This is a genomic window from Streptomyces glaucosporus, assembly GCF_039533345.1.
GTDB lineage: Bacteria > Actinomycetota > Actinomycetes > Streptomycetales > Streptomycetaceae > Streptomyces > Streptomyces glaucosporus.
In genome coordinates this window covers 1-17748 of record NZ_BAAATJ010000028.1, presented here as the reverse complement: position 1 = coordinate 17748, position 17748 = coordinate 1, and the positions used below count along the sequence as shown (strand labels likewise).

Below are 17748 nucleotides of genomic sequence, written 5' to 3'. Positions count from 1 at the left end.
ACACGCACAGCCACGACGACGACAGGAGGTTCGCCATGAACGGGCCCCCGAAGGATGTCCACCCCGTGCTGCGCCGGGCCGCGGCCCCGCGGGCCGCGCTCGACCTGCTCGCGCAGGCACAGCACGGCCTCGACGAGGCGGCGGAGCTGGAGGACCCCAACGACCGCTACGCCACTGCGCACCTCGCCGCCCTGCGCACCGCCGCCGCGGTGCTCGCGGTCCGCGGCCGTCCCGAGTCCACCGCCCGCGCCAGACGGCGCATCCGCAGCGCCTGGGAGGTCCTGCCCGAGGTGGCGCCCGAGCTGGCGGAGTGGAGCAGGCTGTTCGCCGCCGGAGCGCCCCGCCGGGCCCGCGCGGAGGCGGGCATAGCGGGCGCGGCCAGCCGGCGCGACGCCGACGACCTGATACGCGACACGGGGATGTTCCTGCGCATCGTCGAGCAGATGCTCGTCCAGCAGCCCGCGCTGCCCCTCTCCAGGACCGGGGAGGAGCGGGGGGAGCCGGGAGGGGAGGGCCCACGGCTGCGCGCGGGCTGAAGCGCCGCCGCGGGCCGGGCGGACGCGGTCACGACGCGGCCGCGGGCACCCAATAGGCTGGGGCCAGCCAGCGTCTCGAGCCGCCGAGGAGCATTCGCCATGTCCCGCCCCCGCGCATCCCTCCGCACCGCCGTGGTCTGGGAGGTACTGAGGGAAGCACTCGACGACAGGGCCAAGGCCACGGGCCGGGGGACGCTCGACGTCCTCGACACCGGTGGCGGCACCGGCAACTTCGCGGTGCCCGTCGCCGGGCTCGGCCACCGCGTCACCGTGGTGGACCCGAGTCCCGACGCGCTGTTCGCGCTGGAGCGGCGCGCGGCCGAACAGGGCGTGGCCGACCGGGTGCGGGGTGTGCAGGGCGACGCGCACGGGCTGTTCGAGGTGGCCGAGCGCGGAGGCTACGACGCGGTGCTCTGCCACGGCGTCCTGGAGTACGTCGACGATCCGGCCGAGGGGCTGCGCAACGTCGCGGCCGCACTGCGCCCCGGCGGGGTGCTCAGCGTGCTCGCCGCGGGGCTGGGCGGCGCGGTGCTGGCCCGCGCCCTGGCGGGACGCTTCACCGAGGCCCGCCGGGCCCTCGCCGACCCCGACGGGCGCTGGGGCGGCGGCGACCCGGTGCCCCGGCGCTTCACCCCCGAGCAGCTCACCGGCCTGGTCGCGGCCAACGGCCTGGAGGTGGCCGCGGTCCACGGCGTCCGGGTGTTCGCCGACCTGGTGCCCGGAGCCCTGGTGGACGCGGAGCCGGGGGCCACGGAGGCCCTGGCACGGCTGGAGGAGGCGGTGGCCGAGCTGCCCGCCTTCCACTCCGTCGCGGCGCAGCTCCACGTACTGGCATGGACACGCTCCAATGGCGGCGGGGCCGGGGCGCCGGCCGCGGACGGAACGGTGTGACGGGGTGGGGTAGGGCACAGGCACCCCCGAACGGCCGCTACCCGCCGTATGATCGAAGCGCACCGTCCGGCATGACGGCACGGCGGCAGGGGAATGAGAAGTCCGACGACTGCCTCCGGCATCCCGGTCCCGGTGGCACGAACTGGCGTTGAGGGGCGGGTTTCACGGGGGCGAATCCCTGCCTATCCTTGAAGGGTCGCATCCGGTCGCCCCCGCGACCGACGAGTAGGAGGACTCCGTGCCGCTCTCTGAGCACGAGCAGCGCATGCTCGAGCAGATGGAGCGAGCGCTGTACGCCGAAGACCCCAAGTTCGCGACAGCGCTCGAGGGAGGCGAGCTGCGTACGTACACCCGGCGACGGGTGTACCAGGCGGTCGCGGGCTTTCTGGTGGGCGTCGCGCTCCTCATGGCCGGTATGGTCGCCCAGCAGGTGGTGATCAGCGTATTGGGCTTCCTCGTCATGCTCGGCTGCGCCGTGCTCGCGGTGACCGGCTGGCGCAAGGCGCCCAAACCCGGCGAGCACCCCGGCGGCCGGGGACACCACGGCGGACGATCGCACTTCCGAGGACAGGCGCGCCCGCGCCGCTCGATGATGAACCGCATCGAGGAGCGCTGGCAGCGCCGCCGGGACGAACAGCAGTGACGGCGGAAGCCCCCGGCGCCCGGAGTCTTCCGGGGCGGCCGGGCGCGTAGGCCGAAGACCCGCCGAAGACCCTGGGTGAGGGGCCACCGGAGAACCGGTGGCCCCTCACTCGTGTCACCCGTGAACACCCCGCGGAACGGCTCGCGGGTGCCGCGGGCACCCCGCGGCACCCGCGCCTGTACCGGAACTCCGCACCGGGCCCCGCGCGGTCCCGGCCGTCCCCGCGCTCACACCCGCTGCCGCGACGGCCGGAGCCGTGAGACCACCCGGCGCAGTGCCCCGTCCCACCACACGCCCACCGCCGACCAGCGCTCCGAGACCGCCCACACCAGGCGCACGGACGACCGGGGCAGCAGCAGGGCCCGCAGACGCTCCCCGCGCCCCGCGGCCGCGCGCAGTCCCGCCCTCACCCGCCGGACGTCCTCGGCCGCTCCCGGCGCGGGCCGCGGCTCGGGGGCGTACAGCACCCGCTCGACCCCGCCGGCCAGCCGGTGCGCCGCCTCGGCGGCCTCCCCCTCCAGCTTCCCGAGCCGCACGATGCGCTCCGCGGTCATCCGCGGGGTGGCGGACGGCTCCGGGAGGATGCCGTAGTCCCAGGCGGAGTCGGTCATCTCCTCCCAGGCGGCGAGCGTGCGGACGTCCCGGCCGCGGTCCGCGGCCGTCCGGGAGGCAGACTCCGCTCCCGCGGAGCCTGCCTCCCCCCGCCGGACGACGGACGTCCCGGCGTCCGGCCGCGCGTCGTCGCGGCCCAGACGCCGTGCCCTGACGGCGTTCCGCCACAGCAGCGGCAGCGCCAGAAGGCCCAGGACCAGAACCGCCGCCGCCAGCACCGGCAGCGCCGTCCTGGCCGCCGCCAGCAGCGTGTCCGCAAAGGACCCGCCGGAGGCGCCGCCCTCCTCGGGGAGGACCGCCCCGCAGCCCTCCGGGTCGTTCCCCGCCGCGGCGCACTCGTCGGTCGCCGACGGCTCGGGAACCGGCTCGGCCGTGGCCTCCGGCCGCGGCGCGGGAGTGTCCGGCCGCTCCGGGGAGGGCAGGTCGGGCAGGGTGTAGTCCGGGGTGTTCCCACGGCTGGGAGTGGGCTCGAAGCGGGTCCAGCCCACGCCCTCGAAATACAGCTCCGGCCAGGCGTGCGCGTCCTGGAGGCCCACCGTCATCCCGCCCTCGCCGTCGGCGACGCCCGGTGTGAAGCCCACCGCGACCCGGGCCGGGATGCCCAGGGTGCGGGCCATCGCGGCCATGGAGAAGGAGAAGTGGACGCAGAAGCCCTCCTTCTCCTCCAGGAAGCGGGCGATGGCCGCGCTGCCGCTGCCGGCCTTCACCCGGGTGTCGTAGCGGAAGCCGCCCTCGTAGGAGAACCAGTCCTGGAGCCGGACCGCCCGCTCGTAGTGGCTGCGGGCGCCCTCGGTGACGCCCCGGGCCGTCTCGGCCACCACGTCCGGAAGCGAGTCCGGCACCCTGGTGTACTCCTCCAGCAGCTCCGCGGGCGGTTCGGGCGCGTTCGCCAGCTGCCGCGCGGTCGGCCGCACCACCAGGCTGTCCACCTCGTACCGCACGCCCCGGGTGGTCTGCCCGCGGTCGCCGACGACCGTGCGGCCCTCCGGCTCGAAGCGCCACCGGCCGCCGATGCGCACCTCGTCGGCCGGATACGGCATGGGCAGCCAGTTCTGCGCGTACCAGCCGGCGGCCTGGAACGAGGTGGTGACCTCCTCGGTGCGGACGCCCGGGGACAGCCCCGGCGGCGACGGAAGCGGCCGGGGCAGGTCGGTGATCCGCCGCTCCGAGGGCTTCCACGCGGTGCCGTCGAACTGGTCCAGCGCCACGATCCGCAGGTACAGGTCCGAGGTGGTTTCGGAGTCGGTCCGGTAGGTGAGGACCGTGCGGTTGGAGGGCTGGTTCAGGCTGTCCTGCAGCGCGACCAGGGGGTTGACGGCCGAGACCGTGCCGCCGCCCTCGCCCGACCCCCGCCCGCCGCGCGCGGTGTCCAGCAGCCCGCCGCCGAGCGAGGGCAGCGCGGCGGGGGCCACCAGGGCGATGCCCAGCGCCAGCGCGCCGATCCGCCGCCCGGTGCGCACCGACACCGAGGCCGCCTCGTCCTCCCCGCCGGGAAGCGGACGGCGGCCGGCCCGCGGCCCGGTGAACACCTGGCCCCAGCGCGACGCCCGTTCCTGCCCCTCGGCCAGGAGCAGCAGCAGGTAGCCGCCCGCCGCGCACAGGAACCACAGCCAGCGCGTCCCGCCCTGGGACAGCCCGGCGGCCACCGAGTACAGCGCCAGCAGCGGCAGCCCGGCCGGGGCCGCGCTGCGGTACGTCACCGCCAGGACGTCCACCAGCAGGCCGATGACGACCACGCCGCCGACCAGCAGCAGCCGGATGCCGTCGGTCACCGGCGCCGGAATCGCGAACCGGCCGACGTCGGCGACGCCCTGCGCCAGCAGCGCGCCGAAGGAGTCGAGGGTGGAGGGGAGCGGGAGGAACCCGAGCAGGGCGTCCCCCGGCACGAAGACGAAGGTGAGCAGCAGCAGCGACACCACCGCCTGGGCCGCCACCGTCACCGGCGCGGCGAGCGGCACCCGCCGCGCCGCCGCGCCCACGGACGTCTGGACCCCCAGCAGCAGGGCGGCCTGCAGGAGCCACCCCGCCGGAGCGACCAGTGGCAGCAGCGCGCACGCCGCCGCCAGGGTGGCCAACCAGGCGCAGAACGCCAGCCGGATCCGTCCGCTCATCGCCGTCCGCCCCTCGGTCGTCGGTCCGCCGTCCTCCCGGCCGCCGCGGTCATCCCGCCCTCCCGTTCGCGCCGCCCGCCCGGTCCGCCTGCCGCCACAGGCCGGGCAGCGCGTCGCCGGGCACGTACGGCAGCACCGTCCACCCCGCCTCGCGGAGCGTCCGCTGCCGCTGCCGCTCGGCGCCCGCCTCCTGGAGCCCGCGCGGGACGAAGGCCAGCGCGCCGCTGGCGCGCTGCCGCATCCGGCAGGCCAGCGCCGTCTGCTCCCCGCTCGTGAGCCCGAGGAAGGCCACCAGCAGCCCCTCGTGCCCGCCGTCGCCGCCGCGCAGCGCCTCGTGGGCCCGGGACAGTCCCGGCTCGCCGGAGTGGGCCACCGTCGCGAGGGCGTCCAGGATCAGCCCGGCGGTGTCGGAGGAGCCGAGCCCGGGGAAGCCGCCGTCCGGACCGGGCACCTGAGCGCCGGTGTCGGTCAGCAGCCGTACCGTGTAGCCGCGTTCCAGCAGGTGCACGGCGACCGAGGCGGCCCCCGAGACGGCCCACTCGAACGCCGAGCCGGGTCCGGAGCCGGCCCAGGCCGTCCGCCGGGTGTCCAGCAGCACCGTGCACCGGGGCCGCTGCGGCTGCTCCTCGCGGCGCACCATCAGCTCGCCGTGGCGGGCGGTGGAGCGCCAGTGCACCCGGCGCAGGTCGTCGCCGTGGCGGTAGCCGCGCGGGATCACGTCGTCGTCGCCCGCCAGCGCCAGGGAGCGCTGCCGCCCCTCGCCCCGGCCGCCCGTCTCCCCGGGGAGCCGCACCGGCGGCAGCGCCTCCGTCCGCGGCACGACGGTGAGGGTGTCGTGGGCGCTGAAGGACCGGGTCAGCTCCACCATGCCGAAGGGGTCCGACAGGCGCAGCTGCAGCGGTCCCAGGAGGTAGCGTCCGCGCAGGTCGGAGCGGACGCGGTAGGAGACCTCGCGGCGTCCGCCCGGCTCCACCCGGTCCAGTGTGAAGCGCGGGCGCGGCCCCAGGACGTAGGGCACCTGGTCCTGGAGCATCAGCAGACCGGTGGGCAGCCGCGAGACGTTGTCCAGCCTCAGGCGCACGCGGGCCTCCTCGCGGGCGGGGACCCGGGACGGCGACAGCCGCCGCGAGGCCGCCACCCGGTGCCGGGTGCGGTGCAGCACGGCCACGCACACCAGGGGCAGCGCGGTCAGCAGGATCCCCACCCGCAGCAGGTCGCCCTGGCCCAGGACGTAGGCGCAGACCGCCGCGGCCACCCCCGCGGCCAGGAACGAGCGCCCCCGGGTGGTGAGCCCGCCGAACGCGGCGCGCAGCGTGCCCGGCCGCTCCCCGGGCCGGCCGGCGTCCGGTCCCGTGTCCCTGCCGGTGTCCCGGCCCGTGCCCGGGGCGCCGTCCATCAGTACCCCCGCTGGGGCGGCCGGCCGTACAGCGGGGGCTGCGGGGCGGCCTCCCGGTGGTGCGCGGCGGGCACCGGGACGCGCTGCAGGAGGTCGGCCACGATCTGCTCGGCGGTGCGCCCGCCGAGCTGGACCTGCGCGGTGGGCAGCAGCCGGTGCGCCAGGACGGGCACGGCCAGTCCCCGCACGTCGTCGGGGAGGACGAAGTCCCGGCCGTCCAGCGCCGCGGCGGCCTTCGCGGCCCGCAGCAGGTGGAGGGCGGCCCGGGGAGAGGCGCCCAGCCGCAGCTCGGGGTGGGTGCGGGTGCCCGCCACCAGGTCCACCACGTACCGGCGGACCGGCTCGGAGACGTGGACGCCGCGCACCGCCTCCACCATCTTGGAGATCTCGTGCGCGTGGGCGACCGGCCGCAGGTCGTCCAGCGGGGAGACCCCGCCGTGCACGTCGAGCATCCGCAGCTCGGCCTCCGGACCCGGGTAGCCGATCGACACCCGGGCCATGAAGCGGTCCCGCTGCGCCTCGGGCAGCGGGTAGGTGCCCTCCATCTCGACCGGGTTCTGGGTGGCCACCACCATGAACGGGTCGGGCAGCTCGTAGCTGCGCCCGTCGACGGTGACCTGCCGCTCCTCCATCGACTCCAGCAGCGCCGACTGGGTCTTGGGGGAGGCGCGGTTGATCTCGTCGCCGATCACGACCTGGGCGAAGATGGCGCCCGGCTTGAACTCGAACTCCTGCCGCTGCTGGTCGTAGACGCTCACCCCGGTGATGTCGGAGGGCAGCAGGTCGGGAGTGAACTGGATCCTGCGCACCGAGCAGTCGACGGACCGGGCCAGTGCCTTGGCGAGCATGGTCTTGCCCACCCCCGGCACGTCCTCGATCAGCAGGTGCCCCTGGGCGAGCAGGACGGTCAGCGAGAGCCGTACGACCTCCGGTTTGCCCTCGATCACGGTCTCCACCGACCGGCGCACCCGGTCGGCGGTGGCAGTCAGGTCGCTGAGGCTCGCTCGCTCGTCATAGGTCGTCACCCGGCCCTCCTCGGCCCGCTTCACGGGCCGGCCCCCCTCCGTGGGCGACCGGCCCACCCCGAACAACCGGCGTCCCCTCCCGCGGGTCCCGGCGGAGGGAGACCGCGGGAGGGAGCCGTCACTCACGCATTCTTCACGTACATCCGCTCCCCCGTCACGGTTCCGGGTCGAACGAGGGGTCGATCTCCCGCAGCGCGCCCGTGGTGACGTCGAAGACGAACCCCCGCACGTCGTCGGTGTGCAGCAGGAACGGAGAGGTGCGTACCCGCTCCATCGACTGCCGCACGTCCTGGTCCGTGTCCTTGAAGGACTCGATCGCCCACGAGGGGCGCTGCCCGACCTCTTCCTCCAGCTCGTAGCGGAAGTCCTCGGTCAGGTTCAGCAGGCCGCAGCCGGTGTGGTGGATGAGGACGACGGAGCGCGTCCCCAGCGCCCGCTGGCTGATGGTCAGCGAGCGGATGACGTCGTCGGTGACCACGCCGCCCGCGTTGCGGATGGTGTGGCAGTCGCCGAGGTCGAGCCCGAGGGCGGCGTGGAGGTCGAGGCGGGCGTCCATGCAGGCGACCACCGCGACCTTGAGTACCGGACGGGCGTCCATGCCCGGGTCGGTGAACTCGGCGGCATAGCGCTTGTTGGCTTCGACGAGACGGTCGATGACCGACCCGTCACGGTGAGGTCGTGACATGCATACGACCGTAACCGTCCCGTGTCCGCCGGGCCCGTTGCGAGGGCGGGCAAAGCGGTCAACACACACCGGTGTGAGGTAAACCACACACTCGCGCGGACGCGTTCCCCGCGGCGGACCGCGGCGGACCGCGGCGGACCGCAGCGGGAGCGGGGGAGCGGCCGGAGCGGCCGTGACGCGCCCGAGCGGTTGGTTGACCGGTCGGGGGGGTGGACTAAAGTGACGCGGAGTGGGAGCCGGGGCACGCCGCCCGTCTCCCCCGGAACCGAACATCCCGCGTGTGCCCGAGGCGCGCGTACGGCCGCGTGCGGCCCGGCCTCCTCCCGCTCCCCGGCCCGACCGGTGTCCCTTCCCCGGCACCGGTCGCCGCTTCCCGGGCGAGCGGGCGGGGACCAGGCCGTACGGCCCGCTCAAGGAGAATCCAGTGAGCACCAACGAGCGGCACGTCCCGGTCATGCTCCGGCGCTGCCTGGACCTGCTCGCCCCCGCGCTGGAGGAGCCCGGCGCGACGGTCGTGGACTGCACCCTCGGCCTCGGCGGCCACAGCGAGGCCCTGCTGTCCTCCTTCCCCGGAATCCGGCTGATCGGCCTGGACCGCGATCCGGCCGCCCTGGAACTGGCCCGCGAGCGGCTGGCCCCGTACGGGGACCGGGCCACCCTGGTCCACGCCGTCTACGACGAGCTCCCCGAGGTGCTCGCCCGGCTGGGCACACCGCGCGTCCGGGGCGTCCTGTTCGACCTCGGCGTCTCCTCCATGCAGCTGGACGAGGCCGAGCGCGGTTTCGCCTACGCCAGGGACGCCCCGCTGGACATGCGGATGGACCAGACGAGGGGCATCAGCGCCGCCGAGGTGCTCAACACCTACCCGCCCGGGGAGCTGGTGCGCATCCTGCGCGCCTACGGCGAGGAGAAGCAGGCCAGGAGGATCGTCGCGGCGATCGTCCGCGAGCGGGAGAAGGAGCCCTTCACCACCAGCGCCCGCCTGGTGGAGCTGATCCGCGAGGCGCTGCCGCAGGCCGCCAAGCGCACCGGGGGCAACCCCGCCAAGCGGACCTTCCAGGCGCTGCGCATCGAGGTCAACGGGGAGCTCGCCGTCCTGGAGCGGGCGGTGCCGGCGGCCGTCGCCTCGCTGGCCGTGGGCGGCCGGATCGTCGTCCTGTCGTACCACTCGCTGGAGGACCGGCTGGTCAAGCAGGTCCTCGCGGCGGGCGCCGCCAGTACCGCGCCGCCCGGTCTGCCGGTGGTCCCCGAGCGCTACCAGCCCCGGCTGAGGCTGCTCACCCGGGGGGCCGAGCTCCCCACCGAGGAGGAGATCGCCGAGAACCGCCGCGCCGCCCCCGCCCGGCTGCGCGGCGCCGAGCGCATCCGGGAGGAGCCCTGAAGGACACGCCGAAAGCCACCCCGAAGGCCGCTCCGAAGGCCGCTCCGGGAGGCACCCCGAGGACCGTCGCGGGGAGCGGGACGGGCGCGTCGCCGACCCCCCAGCAGCGGCTGGCCCGGCTGGCGCGGCTGGTGCCCGCCGGCGACCCCGCCGCGGCCGCCCGCACTCCCTTCGTGGTGCTGGTCGTGCTGCTGCTCGGCTCCGGGCTGCTGTCCCTGCTGCTGCTCAACGCCTCCGTCAACCAGGGGTCCTTCGAGCTCAGCGAGCTGGAGCGGCAGGCCGAGGAGCTGACGGACGAGGAGCAGGCACTGGAGCAGGAGCTGGACTCCTACTCCAACCCCGGGAGCCTGGCCGAGCGGGCCCGCGAACTGGGCCTGGTGCCCGGCGGGAACCCCGTCTTCATCCTCCCCGACGGCACCGTCCGGGGTGTTCCCTCCCCGGCCCCCGCCGCGGGGGGCGGGACGGGAGAGGCGGTGGGGCCGTGAGCGGACGCCCGCGCAGCGCCCCCGGCCCCCGGCCCGCGCCCCGGTCCGCGCAGCGCCCCCGGCCCGCGGCCCGCGCGCCCCGGCCGGGACAGCGGGGGACCATCCGGCTGGGCAGCCACCGGCCCCGGCTGAGGCTGTTCGGTCTCGTGCTCACCCTGGTGATGCTGGCCTTCACCGTGCGGCTGCTCCAGGTGCAGGCGGTGGACGCGGGCACCTACGCGGCCAAGGCCGACGTCAACCGCTACATCACCGTTCCGCTCGCCGCCGAGCGGGGCACGGTCACCGACCGCGACGGCGTCGCCCTGGCCACCACCGTCGACGCCTACGACATCACCGCCGACCCGTACCTGTTCACCCCCGAACAGGCCGAGGTCCCCGACGCGCCCGCCCAGGCGGCCGAGCTCCTCGCGCCCATCCTCGGCGTGGACCAGGAGACGCTCGCCGAGCGGCTCTCCCGCGACGACACGCGCTACGTCGTCCTGGCCCGGCAGCAGTCCCCGCAGGTGTGGCGGCAGATCACGGACCTCAAGCGGACGCTGGCCGAGCGGCAGGGCGAGGGCGGCCGCAGCGTGCTGGCCGGGGTGTACTCCGAGGAGCACGCCAAGCGGGTGTACCCGGGCAAGCGGCTCGCGGCCGGCGTGCTCGGCTTCGTCAACGCGGAGGGGGAGGGCAAGGGCGGCCTGGAGGCGAAGTTCGACAAGGTCCTGGCCGGCCGGGACGGCAAGATCACCTACGCCCAGTCCGGCGGCCGGCAGGTCCCCACCGCGGGGGAGCGCGAGCAGCCCGCGCAGCCGGGCTCCGACGTGGAGCTCACCCTCGACCGCGACATTCAGTGGGCCGCGCAGCGGGCCATCGAGGAGCGGGTGGAGAAGTCCCGGGCCGACCGCGGCTACGTGATCGTCCAGGACGTCCGCACCGGCGAGATCCTCGCGATGGCCAACGCCCCCGGCTACGACCCGGGCGACCTGTCCGGAGCGGACGCCTCCGCCCTGGGCAACCCCGCGGTCCAGGACGCCTACGAGCCCGGCTCCACCAGCAAGGTGATGTCCATGGCCGCGGTCCTGGAGGAGGGCGTGGCCGACCCCGGCACCCATGTGGTGGTGCCCAACCGGCTGCCGCGGGCCGACCGCAGCTTCGCGGACGACGTGGACCACCCCACCTGGTACCTCACCCTCAACGGGGTGCTCGCCAAGTCCAGCAACATCGGCACGATCCTGGCCGTCGAGCAGCTCGGCGACACCCAGGCGGAGGCCAACCGGGTGCTCCACTCCTACCTGCGGAAGTTCGGCATCGGCCGGAAGACCGGGCTCGGCTTCCCCGGCGAGACCCCCGGAATCCTCGCCGACCCCGAGGACTGGAACGCCTCGCAGCAGTACACCATCCCCTTCGGCCAGGGCCTGTCGATCAACGCCGTCCAGGCGGCCTCGGTCTACTCCACCATCGCCAACGGCGGCGTGCGGGTCGAGCCGAGCCTGGTGCGCGCCACCACCGGCCCCGACGGCAGCCGGACGCCCGCGCCGCGGCCCGAGCGGACCCGGGTCGTCAGCGAGAAGACCGCCAGGACGCTCTCGGCCATGCTGGAGTCCGTGGTGGCCGACACGGAGGGCACCGGCACCACCGCGCGGATCCCCGGCTACCGGGTGGCGGGCAAGACCGGCACGGCCAACCGGGTGGACCCCGAGACCGGCCGCTACAACGGCTACACCTCCTCCTTCGCCGGGTTCGCCCCCGCCGACGAGCCCCGCGTCACCGTCTACTGCGCCGTGCAGAACCCCCGGCAGGGCAGCTACTTCGGCAGCGACGTGTGCGGTCCGGTGTACCAGGAGGTCATGAAGTACACGCTGAAGGCCCTCCGGATCCCCCCCACCGGTACCGAGCCACCCCGCCTGCCCGTCACCTTCGATCCCGGAGACTGACCGGAGAACGACCGGAAAGCGACCCGTGAGAACCAACACCGATCCCCTGTGGAACCGTGCCGGCACCGCCGGCGGCCCGTCCGGCGCACCCGGCCCCTCGCTTCGCGGCGGGCCCGGAGCGCCGGGTACGCTCACCGCCGTGCCACACGCTGATCAGTCCCCGTCCCTGCCCCCGGTCCCACCCCGCCCGGAGCGGGTCAGCCCCGTGCCGCTGGCGGAGCTGGCCCGGCGGCTGGGCGTCGCGCCCCCCGAGGGCGGCGCGGCCGTCACCGGCATCACCCACGACTCCCGGGCCGTGCGCCCCGGCGACGTGTACGTCGCCCGCCCCGGCGCCCGCTTCCACGGAGCCGACTTCGCCGTCCAGGCGGCCAGACTGGGCGCCGTCGCGGTGCTCACCGACCCGACGGGCACCGAGCGGGCCGCCGCCGCGGGCCTGCCCGTGCTGACCGTCCCGGACCCGCGCGAGCGGATGGGCGACCTGGCCGTCGCCGTCTACGGCGACCCCGGCCGCGACCTGCTGCAGATCGGCATCACCGGCACCTCCGGGAAGACCACCACCTCCTACCTCGTCGAGGGCGGGCTGCGCGCGGCCGCCCGGGAGGGGGAGCCGACCGGACTGATCGGCACGGTCGAGACCCGCATCGGCGACGAGCGGATCAAGTCCGAGCGCACCACCCCCGAGGCCACCGAACTGCAGGCGCTGTTCGCGGTGATGCGCGAGCGCGGGGTCCGCTCGGTGGCCATGGAGGTCTCCAGCCACGCGCTGGTCCTGGGACGCGTCGACGGCTGCGTCTTCGACGTCGCCGTCTTCAACAACCTCAGCCCCGAGCACCTGGACTTCCACCCGGACATGGAGGACTACTTCCGGGCGAAGGCGCAGCTGTTCACCAAGGCCCGCTCCCGCGCCGGCGTGGTCAACCTCGACGACGAGTACGGGCAGCGGCTGGCCGCCGGCGTCTCCGAGGTCCCGGTCACCACCTTCTCCGCCGAGGGCCACCCCGACGCGGACTGGCGCGCGCGGGACGTGGAGCTCGGCCCGCTGGGCTCCACCTTCACCGTGGTCGGCCCCGGCGGCGCGACCGCGCGGGCCTCCGCGCCGCTGCCGGGCCCGTTCAACGTCGCCAACGCGCTCGCCGCGATCACCGCGCTGGTGACCGCCGGAATCGACCTGGAGACCGCGGTCGGGGGCGTCGCCGCGGTGCCCGGCGTGCCCGGCCGGCTGGAGCGGGTCGAGGCGGGCCAGCCCTACCTGGCCGTCGTGGACTACGCCCACAAGCCCGACGCCGTGGAGTCCGTGCTGCGCGCCCTGCGCAAGGTCACCGAGGGCCGGGTGCACGCGGTGCTCGGCTGCGGCGGCGACCGCGACCCGCACAAGCGGCCCGCGATGGGCGCGGCGCTGGCCCGGCTGGCCGACACCGCCGTCCTGACCTCCGACAACCCCCGCTCGGAGGACCCCCTGGCCATCCTCGCCGCCATGCTCGCGGGCGCCGCCGAGGTCCCGGTCCACGAGCGCGGCACCGTGCTGGTGGAGGAGGACCGGGCCGCCGCCATCGCCGCGGCCGTCGCCCGGGCCGAGCCCGGGGACACCGTCCTGGTGGCCGGCAAGGGCCACGAGCAGGGCCAGGACATCGCCGGGGTGGTACGCCCCTTCGACGACCGCCAGGTGCTCCGCGAGGCCATCGGGCGACGTCTGGCCGGCGGGCACACCCAGACCGGCGAGCACACCGAGACCGGGGAGAGCACGGCATGATCCCGCTGACCCTCGCAGAGATCGCGGACGTCGTCTCCGGCCGCGCCCACGACACACCGGACCCGGGAGCGACCGTCACCGGCCCCGTCGTCAAGGACTCCCGCGAGGTGCGCCCCGGCGCCCTGTTCGTGGCGTTCGCCGGGGCGCGGGTGGACGGCCACGACTTCGCCGGGCGGGCCGTGGCCGACGGCGCGGTGGCCGTACTGGCCTCCCGGCCCGTCGGCGTCCCCGCGATCGTCGTGGACGACGTGGAGGCCGCCCTGGGCGCCCTGGCCCGCCACGTCGTGGCACGGCTGGGCGCCACCGTCGTCGCCCTCACCGGCTCCGCCGGCAAGACCAGCACCAAGGACCTCATCGCCCAGCTCCTGCGGCGGACCGGCCCCACGGTGTGGACGCCCGGCTCGCTCAACAACGAGATCGGCCTCCCGCTCACCGCGCTGAGCGCCGAGCCCGGCACCCGCCACCTCGTGCTGGAGATGGGCGCCCGCGGCATCGGCCACATCCGCTACCTCACGGAGCTGACCCCGCCCCGCATCGGCGTGGTCCTCAACGTCGGCTCCGCGCACATCGGGGAGTTCGGCGGCCGGGAGCAGATCGCCCGGGCCAAGGGCGAGCTGGTGGAGTCCCTTCCCCCGGCGGCGGAGGGCGGGGTCGCCGTCCTCAACGCCGACGACCCCCTGGTACGGGCCATGCGCGCCCGCACCGACGCCCGGATCGTCTTCTTCGGCGAGTCCGCCGAGGCCGACATCCGTGCCGAGAATGTCCGGCTCACCCCGAAGGGGCAGCCCGCCTTCACCCTCCACACCCCCACCGGGTGCAGCGATGTGACCATGCGCCTGTACGGTGAGCACCACGTGTCGAACGCGCTCGCCGCGGCCGCCGTAGCCCACGAGTCGGGCATGCCTGCAGAGGAGATCGCCACGGCGCTCTCCGAGGCCGGCACGCTCTCCCGCTGGCGGATGGAGGTCACCGAGCGCTCGGACGGCGTGACCGTCGTCAACGACGCCTACAACGCGAACCCCGAGTCCATGCGGGCGGCGCTCCGCGCGCTCGCGGCCATGGGCCAGGGGCGTCGCACGTGGGCGGTGCTCGGCGAGATGGCCGAGCTCGGCGAGGAGTCGCTCGCCGAGCACGACGCGGTCGGACGGATGGCCGTCCGGCTCAACGTCAGCAAGCTCGTGGCGGTCGGCGGCCGGGAGGCCCGCTGGCTCGACATGGGTGCCAAGAACGAGGGTTCGTGGGGTGAGGAGTCGGTGCACGTGTCCGACGCTCAGGCGGCAATCGACCTGTTGCGCGATGAGCTGCGACCGGGGGATGTCGTACTGGTGAAGGCTTCCCGGTCGGCGGGGCTGGAGAAGGTGGCGCTCGCGCTGGTCGAGGGCGGGGCTCTCCCCGCCGAAGGCAGGGGAGAGGTCGCCGGCCGATGATGAGGCAGATCCTCTTCTCCGGTGCCATCGGGCTCTTCCTGACCCTGATCGGCACCCCGCTGCTCATCAAGCTGCTGGCCCGCAAGGGCTATGGGCAGTACATCCGCGACGACGGCCCGCGGGACCACCACAGCAAGCGCGGCACCCCCACCATGGGCGGCATCGCGTTCATCCTGGCGACGCTGATCGCCTACGCCCTGACCAAGGTCATAACCGGCGAGCCGCCGTCGTTCTCCGGCGTGCTGGTGCTGTTCCTGATGACCGGCATGGGCCTGGTCGGCTTCCTCGACGACTACATCAAGATCGTCAAGCAGCGCAGCCTGGGCCTGCGGGCCAAGGCCAAGATGCTCGGCCAGCTCATCGTCGGCGTCGCCTTCGCGATCCTCTCGCTCAACTTCGCCGACTCCCGCGGCCAGACCCCGGCGTCCACCAAGCTCTCCTTCACCGAGGACTTCGGCTGGTCGATCGGGCCGGTGCTCTTCGTCATCTGGGCGCTGTTCATGATCCTGGCGATGTCCAACGGCGTGAACCTCACCGACGGTCTGGACGGTCTGGCCACCGGCGCCTCGGTGATGGTCTTCGGCGCCTACACCTTCATCGGCGTCTGGCAGCACCAGGACGCCTGCGCCATCACCGGCAGCCCGAGCTGCTTCGAGGTGCGCGACCCGCTCGACCTGGCGGTGGTCGCCTCCGCGCTGATGGGCGCCTGCTTCGGCTTCCTGTGGTGGAACACCTCGCCCGCCAAGATCTTCATGGGCGACACCGGCTCGCTCGCCCTGGGCGGGGCGCTGGCCGGCCTCGCCATCGTCTCCCGCACCGAACTGCTGCTGGCCCTGCTCGGCGGACTGTTCGTCCTCATCACCATGTCCGTGGTGATCCAGGTCGGTTCCTTCCGACTGACGGGCAAGCGGGTCTTCCGGATGGCCCCGCTCCAGCACCACTTCGAACTCAAGGGCTGGAGCGAAGTGCTCGTGGTGGTCCGCTTCTGGATCATCCAGGGCATGTGCACCATCGTCGGAATCGGCCTGTTCTACGCCAGTTGGGCGGCCGGGAAGTGACCGCGCAGACCGCGGAGGAGTTCGCCGGACGCCGGATCACCGTCGCCGGGCTGGGCGTGAGCGGCGTCAGCGCCGCCCGCGCCCTGGCCCGGCGGGGCGCCGAGGTCACGGTGGTGGACGGCGGCGACGGCGAGCGGCAGCGCGAGGCCGCCGCCGGACTGGAGCGGGAGGGGATCGCCGTCCGCCTCGGCGACGGCGACACCCTGCCCGAGGGCACCTCACTGGTCGTCACCTCGCCCGGCTGGAAGCCGGACAGCCCGCTGTTCACGGCCGCCGCCGGGGCGGGAGTGGACGTGGTCGGCGACGTCGAGATCGCCTGGCGGCTGCGCCCCGCGGACGCGGCCCCCTGGCTGGCCGTCACCGGCACCAACGGCAAGACCACCACCGTGCGGATGCTCGCCTCCATCCTCACGGCCGCGGGACTGCGCACCACCGCCGTCGGCAACATCGGCACCCCGATCGTCGACGTGGTGCTCGGCGAGGAGCGGTACGACGTGCTCGCCGTGGAGCTGTCCAGCTACCAGCTCCACTGGGCCCCCTCGGTGCGGCCCCACTCGGCCGCCGTGCTCAACGTGGCCCCCGACCACCTGGACTGGCACGGCTCGATGGAGGCGTACGCCGCCGACAAGGGCCGCATCTACGAGGGCAACCGGGTCGCGTGCGTCTACAACGCCGCCGACCCCGTCACCGAGGAACTGGTCCGCCGGGCCGACGTCGTCGAGGGCTGCCGGGCGATCGGCTTCACGCTGGGCACCCCCGCCCCCTCCCAACTCGGCGTGGTGGACGGGATCCTGGTGGACCGGGCCTTCGTCGGGAACCGGCACAGCCACGCGCAGGAGCTGGCCGAGGTCTCCGACGTGAACCCGCCCGCCCCGCACAACATCGCCAACGCCCTGGCCGCCGCCGCCCTCGCCCGCGCCTTCGGCGTGGAGCCCGGGGCGGTGCGCGACGGGCTGCGCGCCTTCCGGCCCGACCCCCACCGCATCGAGCACGTCGCCGACGTGGACGGGGTGGCCTACGTCGACGACTCCAAGGCGACCAACACCCACGCCGCCGAGGCGTCCCTGGGCGCCTACGACCCGGTGGTGTGGATCGCCGGGGGGCTCGCCAAGGGCGCGTCCTTCGACGATCTGGTGGCCAAGGCGGCGAAGCGGCTGCGCGGCGCCGTGCTGATCGGCGCCGACCGCGCCCTGATCCGCGAGGCGCTGGCGCGACACGCCCCGGATGTCCCGGTCGTCGACCTCGACCGGACCGACACTGGGGCGATGGCCGCGGCGGTCCGGGAGGCCGCGCGGCTGGCCCGCCCGGGGGACACCGTCCTCATGGCGCCGGCCTGCGCCTCGATGGACATGTTCACCAACTACCACGCGCGCGGCGAGGCCTTCGCCGCCGCCGTCCGCGACCTGGCCTCCGGCCGGTCCGCCGCGCAGGAGCGATAGCCCGCCGGTCCCCGCGCCGAGGGCGGCCGGCGCGGGGAGAGCAGGAGGGGACGATGACGGCCGAGCGACCCGCGCCGACCGCGCGTACGCGGATGCGCGGCGCACCCGGTCCGCACGAGGCGGGCGGCGCGCGCCGGTCCCGCCTCCGCACCACCGCGACCACCCCGGCCGCGCCTTCGCGCCGTACGGGGGCACGGGTCCGGCGGGGCCCGCGCCCCCCGGCCGGTGTGCTGGGCGCCCTCCGCGCGGCGCTCGCGCCCCTGGCGCGCCTGACGTCCCTGGTGTCTCCCACGTCCCCGGCGGCCCCGGCGGACCGTGCCCGCGCCGCCTTCGGGCCCGTGCCCGCCCTGGCGGCGGGCGGCCCGCCGCTTCCGGGACCGGCGCTCCGCGAGG

The 17748-nt window shown here is 75.2% G+C and carries 14 protein-coding genes and 1 pseudogene; 11 read left to right on the top strand and 4 right to left on the bottom strand.

Annotated features, from left to right (window positions below; genetic code table 11):
• Positions 1–35 precede the first annotated feature (35 nt).
• The 3 genes from ABD358_RS23555 (at position 36) to ABD358_RS23545 (ending at position 2070) form a co-directional block, all read left to right on the top strand.
• Positions 36–536 carry an SAV_6107 family HEPN domain-containing protein gene (locus tag ABD358_RS23555; RefSeq protein ID WP_344633184.1) on the top strand — a complete coding sequence of 167 codons (501 nt, stop codon included), beginning with the start codon at positions 36–38 and terminating at the stop codon, positions 534–536.
• Positions 537–635: 99 nt separating this feature from the next.
• Complete coding sequence (locus ABD358_RS23550; RefSeq protein ID WP_344633122.1) at positions 636–1427, top strand: methyltransferase; 792 nt, start codon at positions 636–638, stop codon at positions 1425–1427.
• A gap of 238 nt (positions 1428–1665) precedes the next feature.
• Entirely contained in the window at positions 1666–2070 is a 405-nt protein-coding gene (locus ABD358_RS23545) for a DUF3040 domain-containing protein (protein ID WP_344633121.1), read from the top strand.
• 227 nt (positions 2071–2297) lie between these two features.
• Here the strand turns inward: ABD358_RS23545 and ABD358_RS23540 are convergent, their stop codons facing one another.
• The 4 genes from ABD358_RS23540 to ABD358_RS23525 form a co-directional block, all read right to left on the bottom strand.
• Complete coding sequence (locus tag ABD358_RS23540; RefSeq protein WP_344633120.1) at positions 2298–4793, bottom strand: transglutaminase TgpA family protein; 2496 nt, start codon at positions 4791–4793, stop codon at positions 2298–2300.
• Between the two features lie 49 nt (positions 4794–4842).
• Complete coding sequence (locus tag ABD358_RS23535; RefSeq protein WP_344633119.1) at positions 4843–6189, bottom strand: DUF58 domain-containing protein; 1347 nt, start codon at positions 6187–6189, stop codon at positions 4843–4845.
• Entirely contained in the window at positions 6189–7214 is a 1026-nt protein-coding gene (locus tag ABD358_RS23530) for an AAA family ATPase (RefSeq protein WP_344633118.1), read from the bottom strand. The genes ABD358_RS23535 and ABD358_RS23530 overlap by 1 nt, the downstream gene beginning before the upstream one ends.
• A gap of 154 nt (positions 7215–7368) precedes the next feature.
• Positions 7369–7899, bottom strand: a complete 531-nt coding sequence (locus ABD358_RS23525) for a beta-class carbonic anhydrase (protein WP_344633117.1) — start codon at positions 7897–7899, stop codon at positions 7369–7371.
• 424 nt (positions 7900–8323) lie between these two features.
• On the opposite strand from ABD358_RS23525, the gene rsmH reads away from it, so the two are divergent.
• The 8 genes and pseudogenes from rsmH to ABD358_RS23485 all read left to right on the top strand — a co-directional run.
• Entirely contained in the window at positions 8324–9280 is a 957-nt protein-coding gene (gene rsmH / locus ABD358_RS23520; protein WP_344633116.1) for a 16S rRNA (cytosine(1402)-N(4))-methyltransferase RsmH, read from the top strand.
• Positions 9281–9411: 131 nt separating this feature from the next.
• On the top strand, positions 9412–9765 hold the full coding sequence (gene ftsL, locus ABD358_RS23515) for a cell division protein FtsL (RefSeq protein WP_344633115.1): 354 nt from the start codon (positions 9412–9414) through the stop codon (positions 9763–9765).
• Complete coding sequence (locus ABD358_RS23510) at positions 9762–11681, top strand: peptidoglycan D,D-transpeptidase FtsI family protein (RefSeq protein WP_344633114.1); 1920 nt, start codon at positions 9762–9764, stop codon at positions 11679–11681. Before ftsL ends, ABD358_RS23510 begins: the two co-directional genes overlap by 4 nt.
• A 139-nt stretch (positions 11682–11820) precedes the next feature.
• Positions 11821–13431, top strand: coding sequence for a UDP-N-acetylmuramoyl-L-alanyl-D-glutamate--2,6-diaminopimelate ligase (locus ABD358_RS23505; RefSeq protein ID WP_344633113.1), 1611 nt, complete (start codon positions 11821–11823; stop codon positions 13429–13431).
• Positions 13428–14858 carry a UDP-N-acetylmuramoyl-tripeptide--D-alanyl-D-alanine ligase gene (locus ABD358_RS23500; protein WP_344633112.1) on the top strand — a complete coding sequence of 477 codons (1431 nt, stop codon included), beginning with the start codon at positions 13428–13430 and terminating at the stop codon, positions 14856–14858. The genes ABD358_RS23505 and ABD358_RS23500 overlap by 4 nt, the downstream gene beginning before the upstream one ends.
• The gene (gene mraY, locus ABD358_RS23495) at positions 14858–15916 is read left to right on the top strand and encodes a phospho-N-acetylmuramoyl-pentapeptide-transferase (RefSeq protein WP_344633183.1); all 1059 of its coding nucleotides are present in this window, start codon (positions 14858–14860) and stop codon (positions 15914–15916) included. The genes ABD358_RS23500 and mraY overlap by 1 nt, the downstream gene beginning before the upstream one ends.
• The gene (gene murD / locus ABD358_RS23490) at positions 15913–17355 is read left to right on the top strand and encodes a UDP-N-acetylmuramoyl-L-alanine--D-glutamate ligase (RefSeq protein ID WP_344633111.1); all 1443 of its coding nucleotides are present in this window, start codon (positions 15913–15915) and stop codon (positions 17353–17355) included. The genes mraY and murD overlap by 4 nt, the downstream gene beginning before the upstream one ends.
• Positions 17356–17408: 53 nt before the next feature.
• A pseudogene (locus tag ABD358_RS23485) lies at positions 17409–17748 on the top strand (hypothetical protein); the annotation flags it as partial.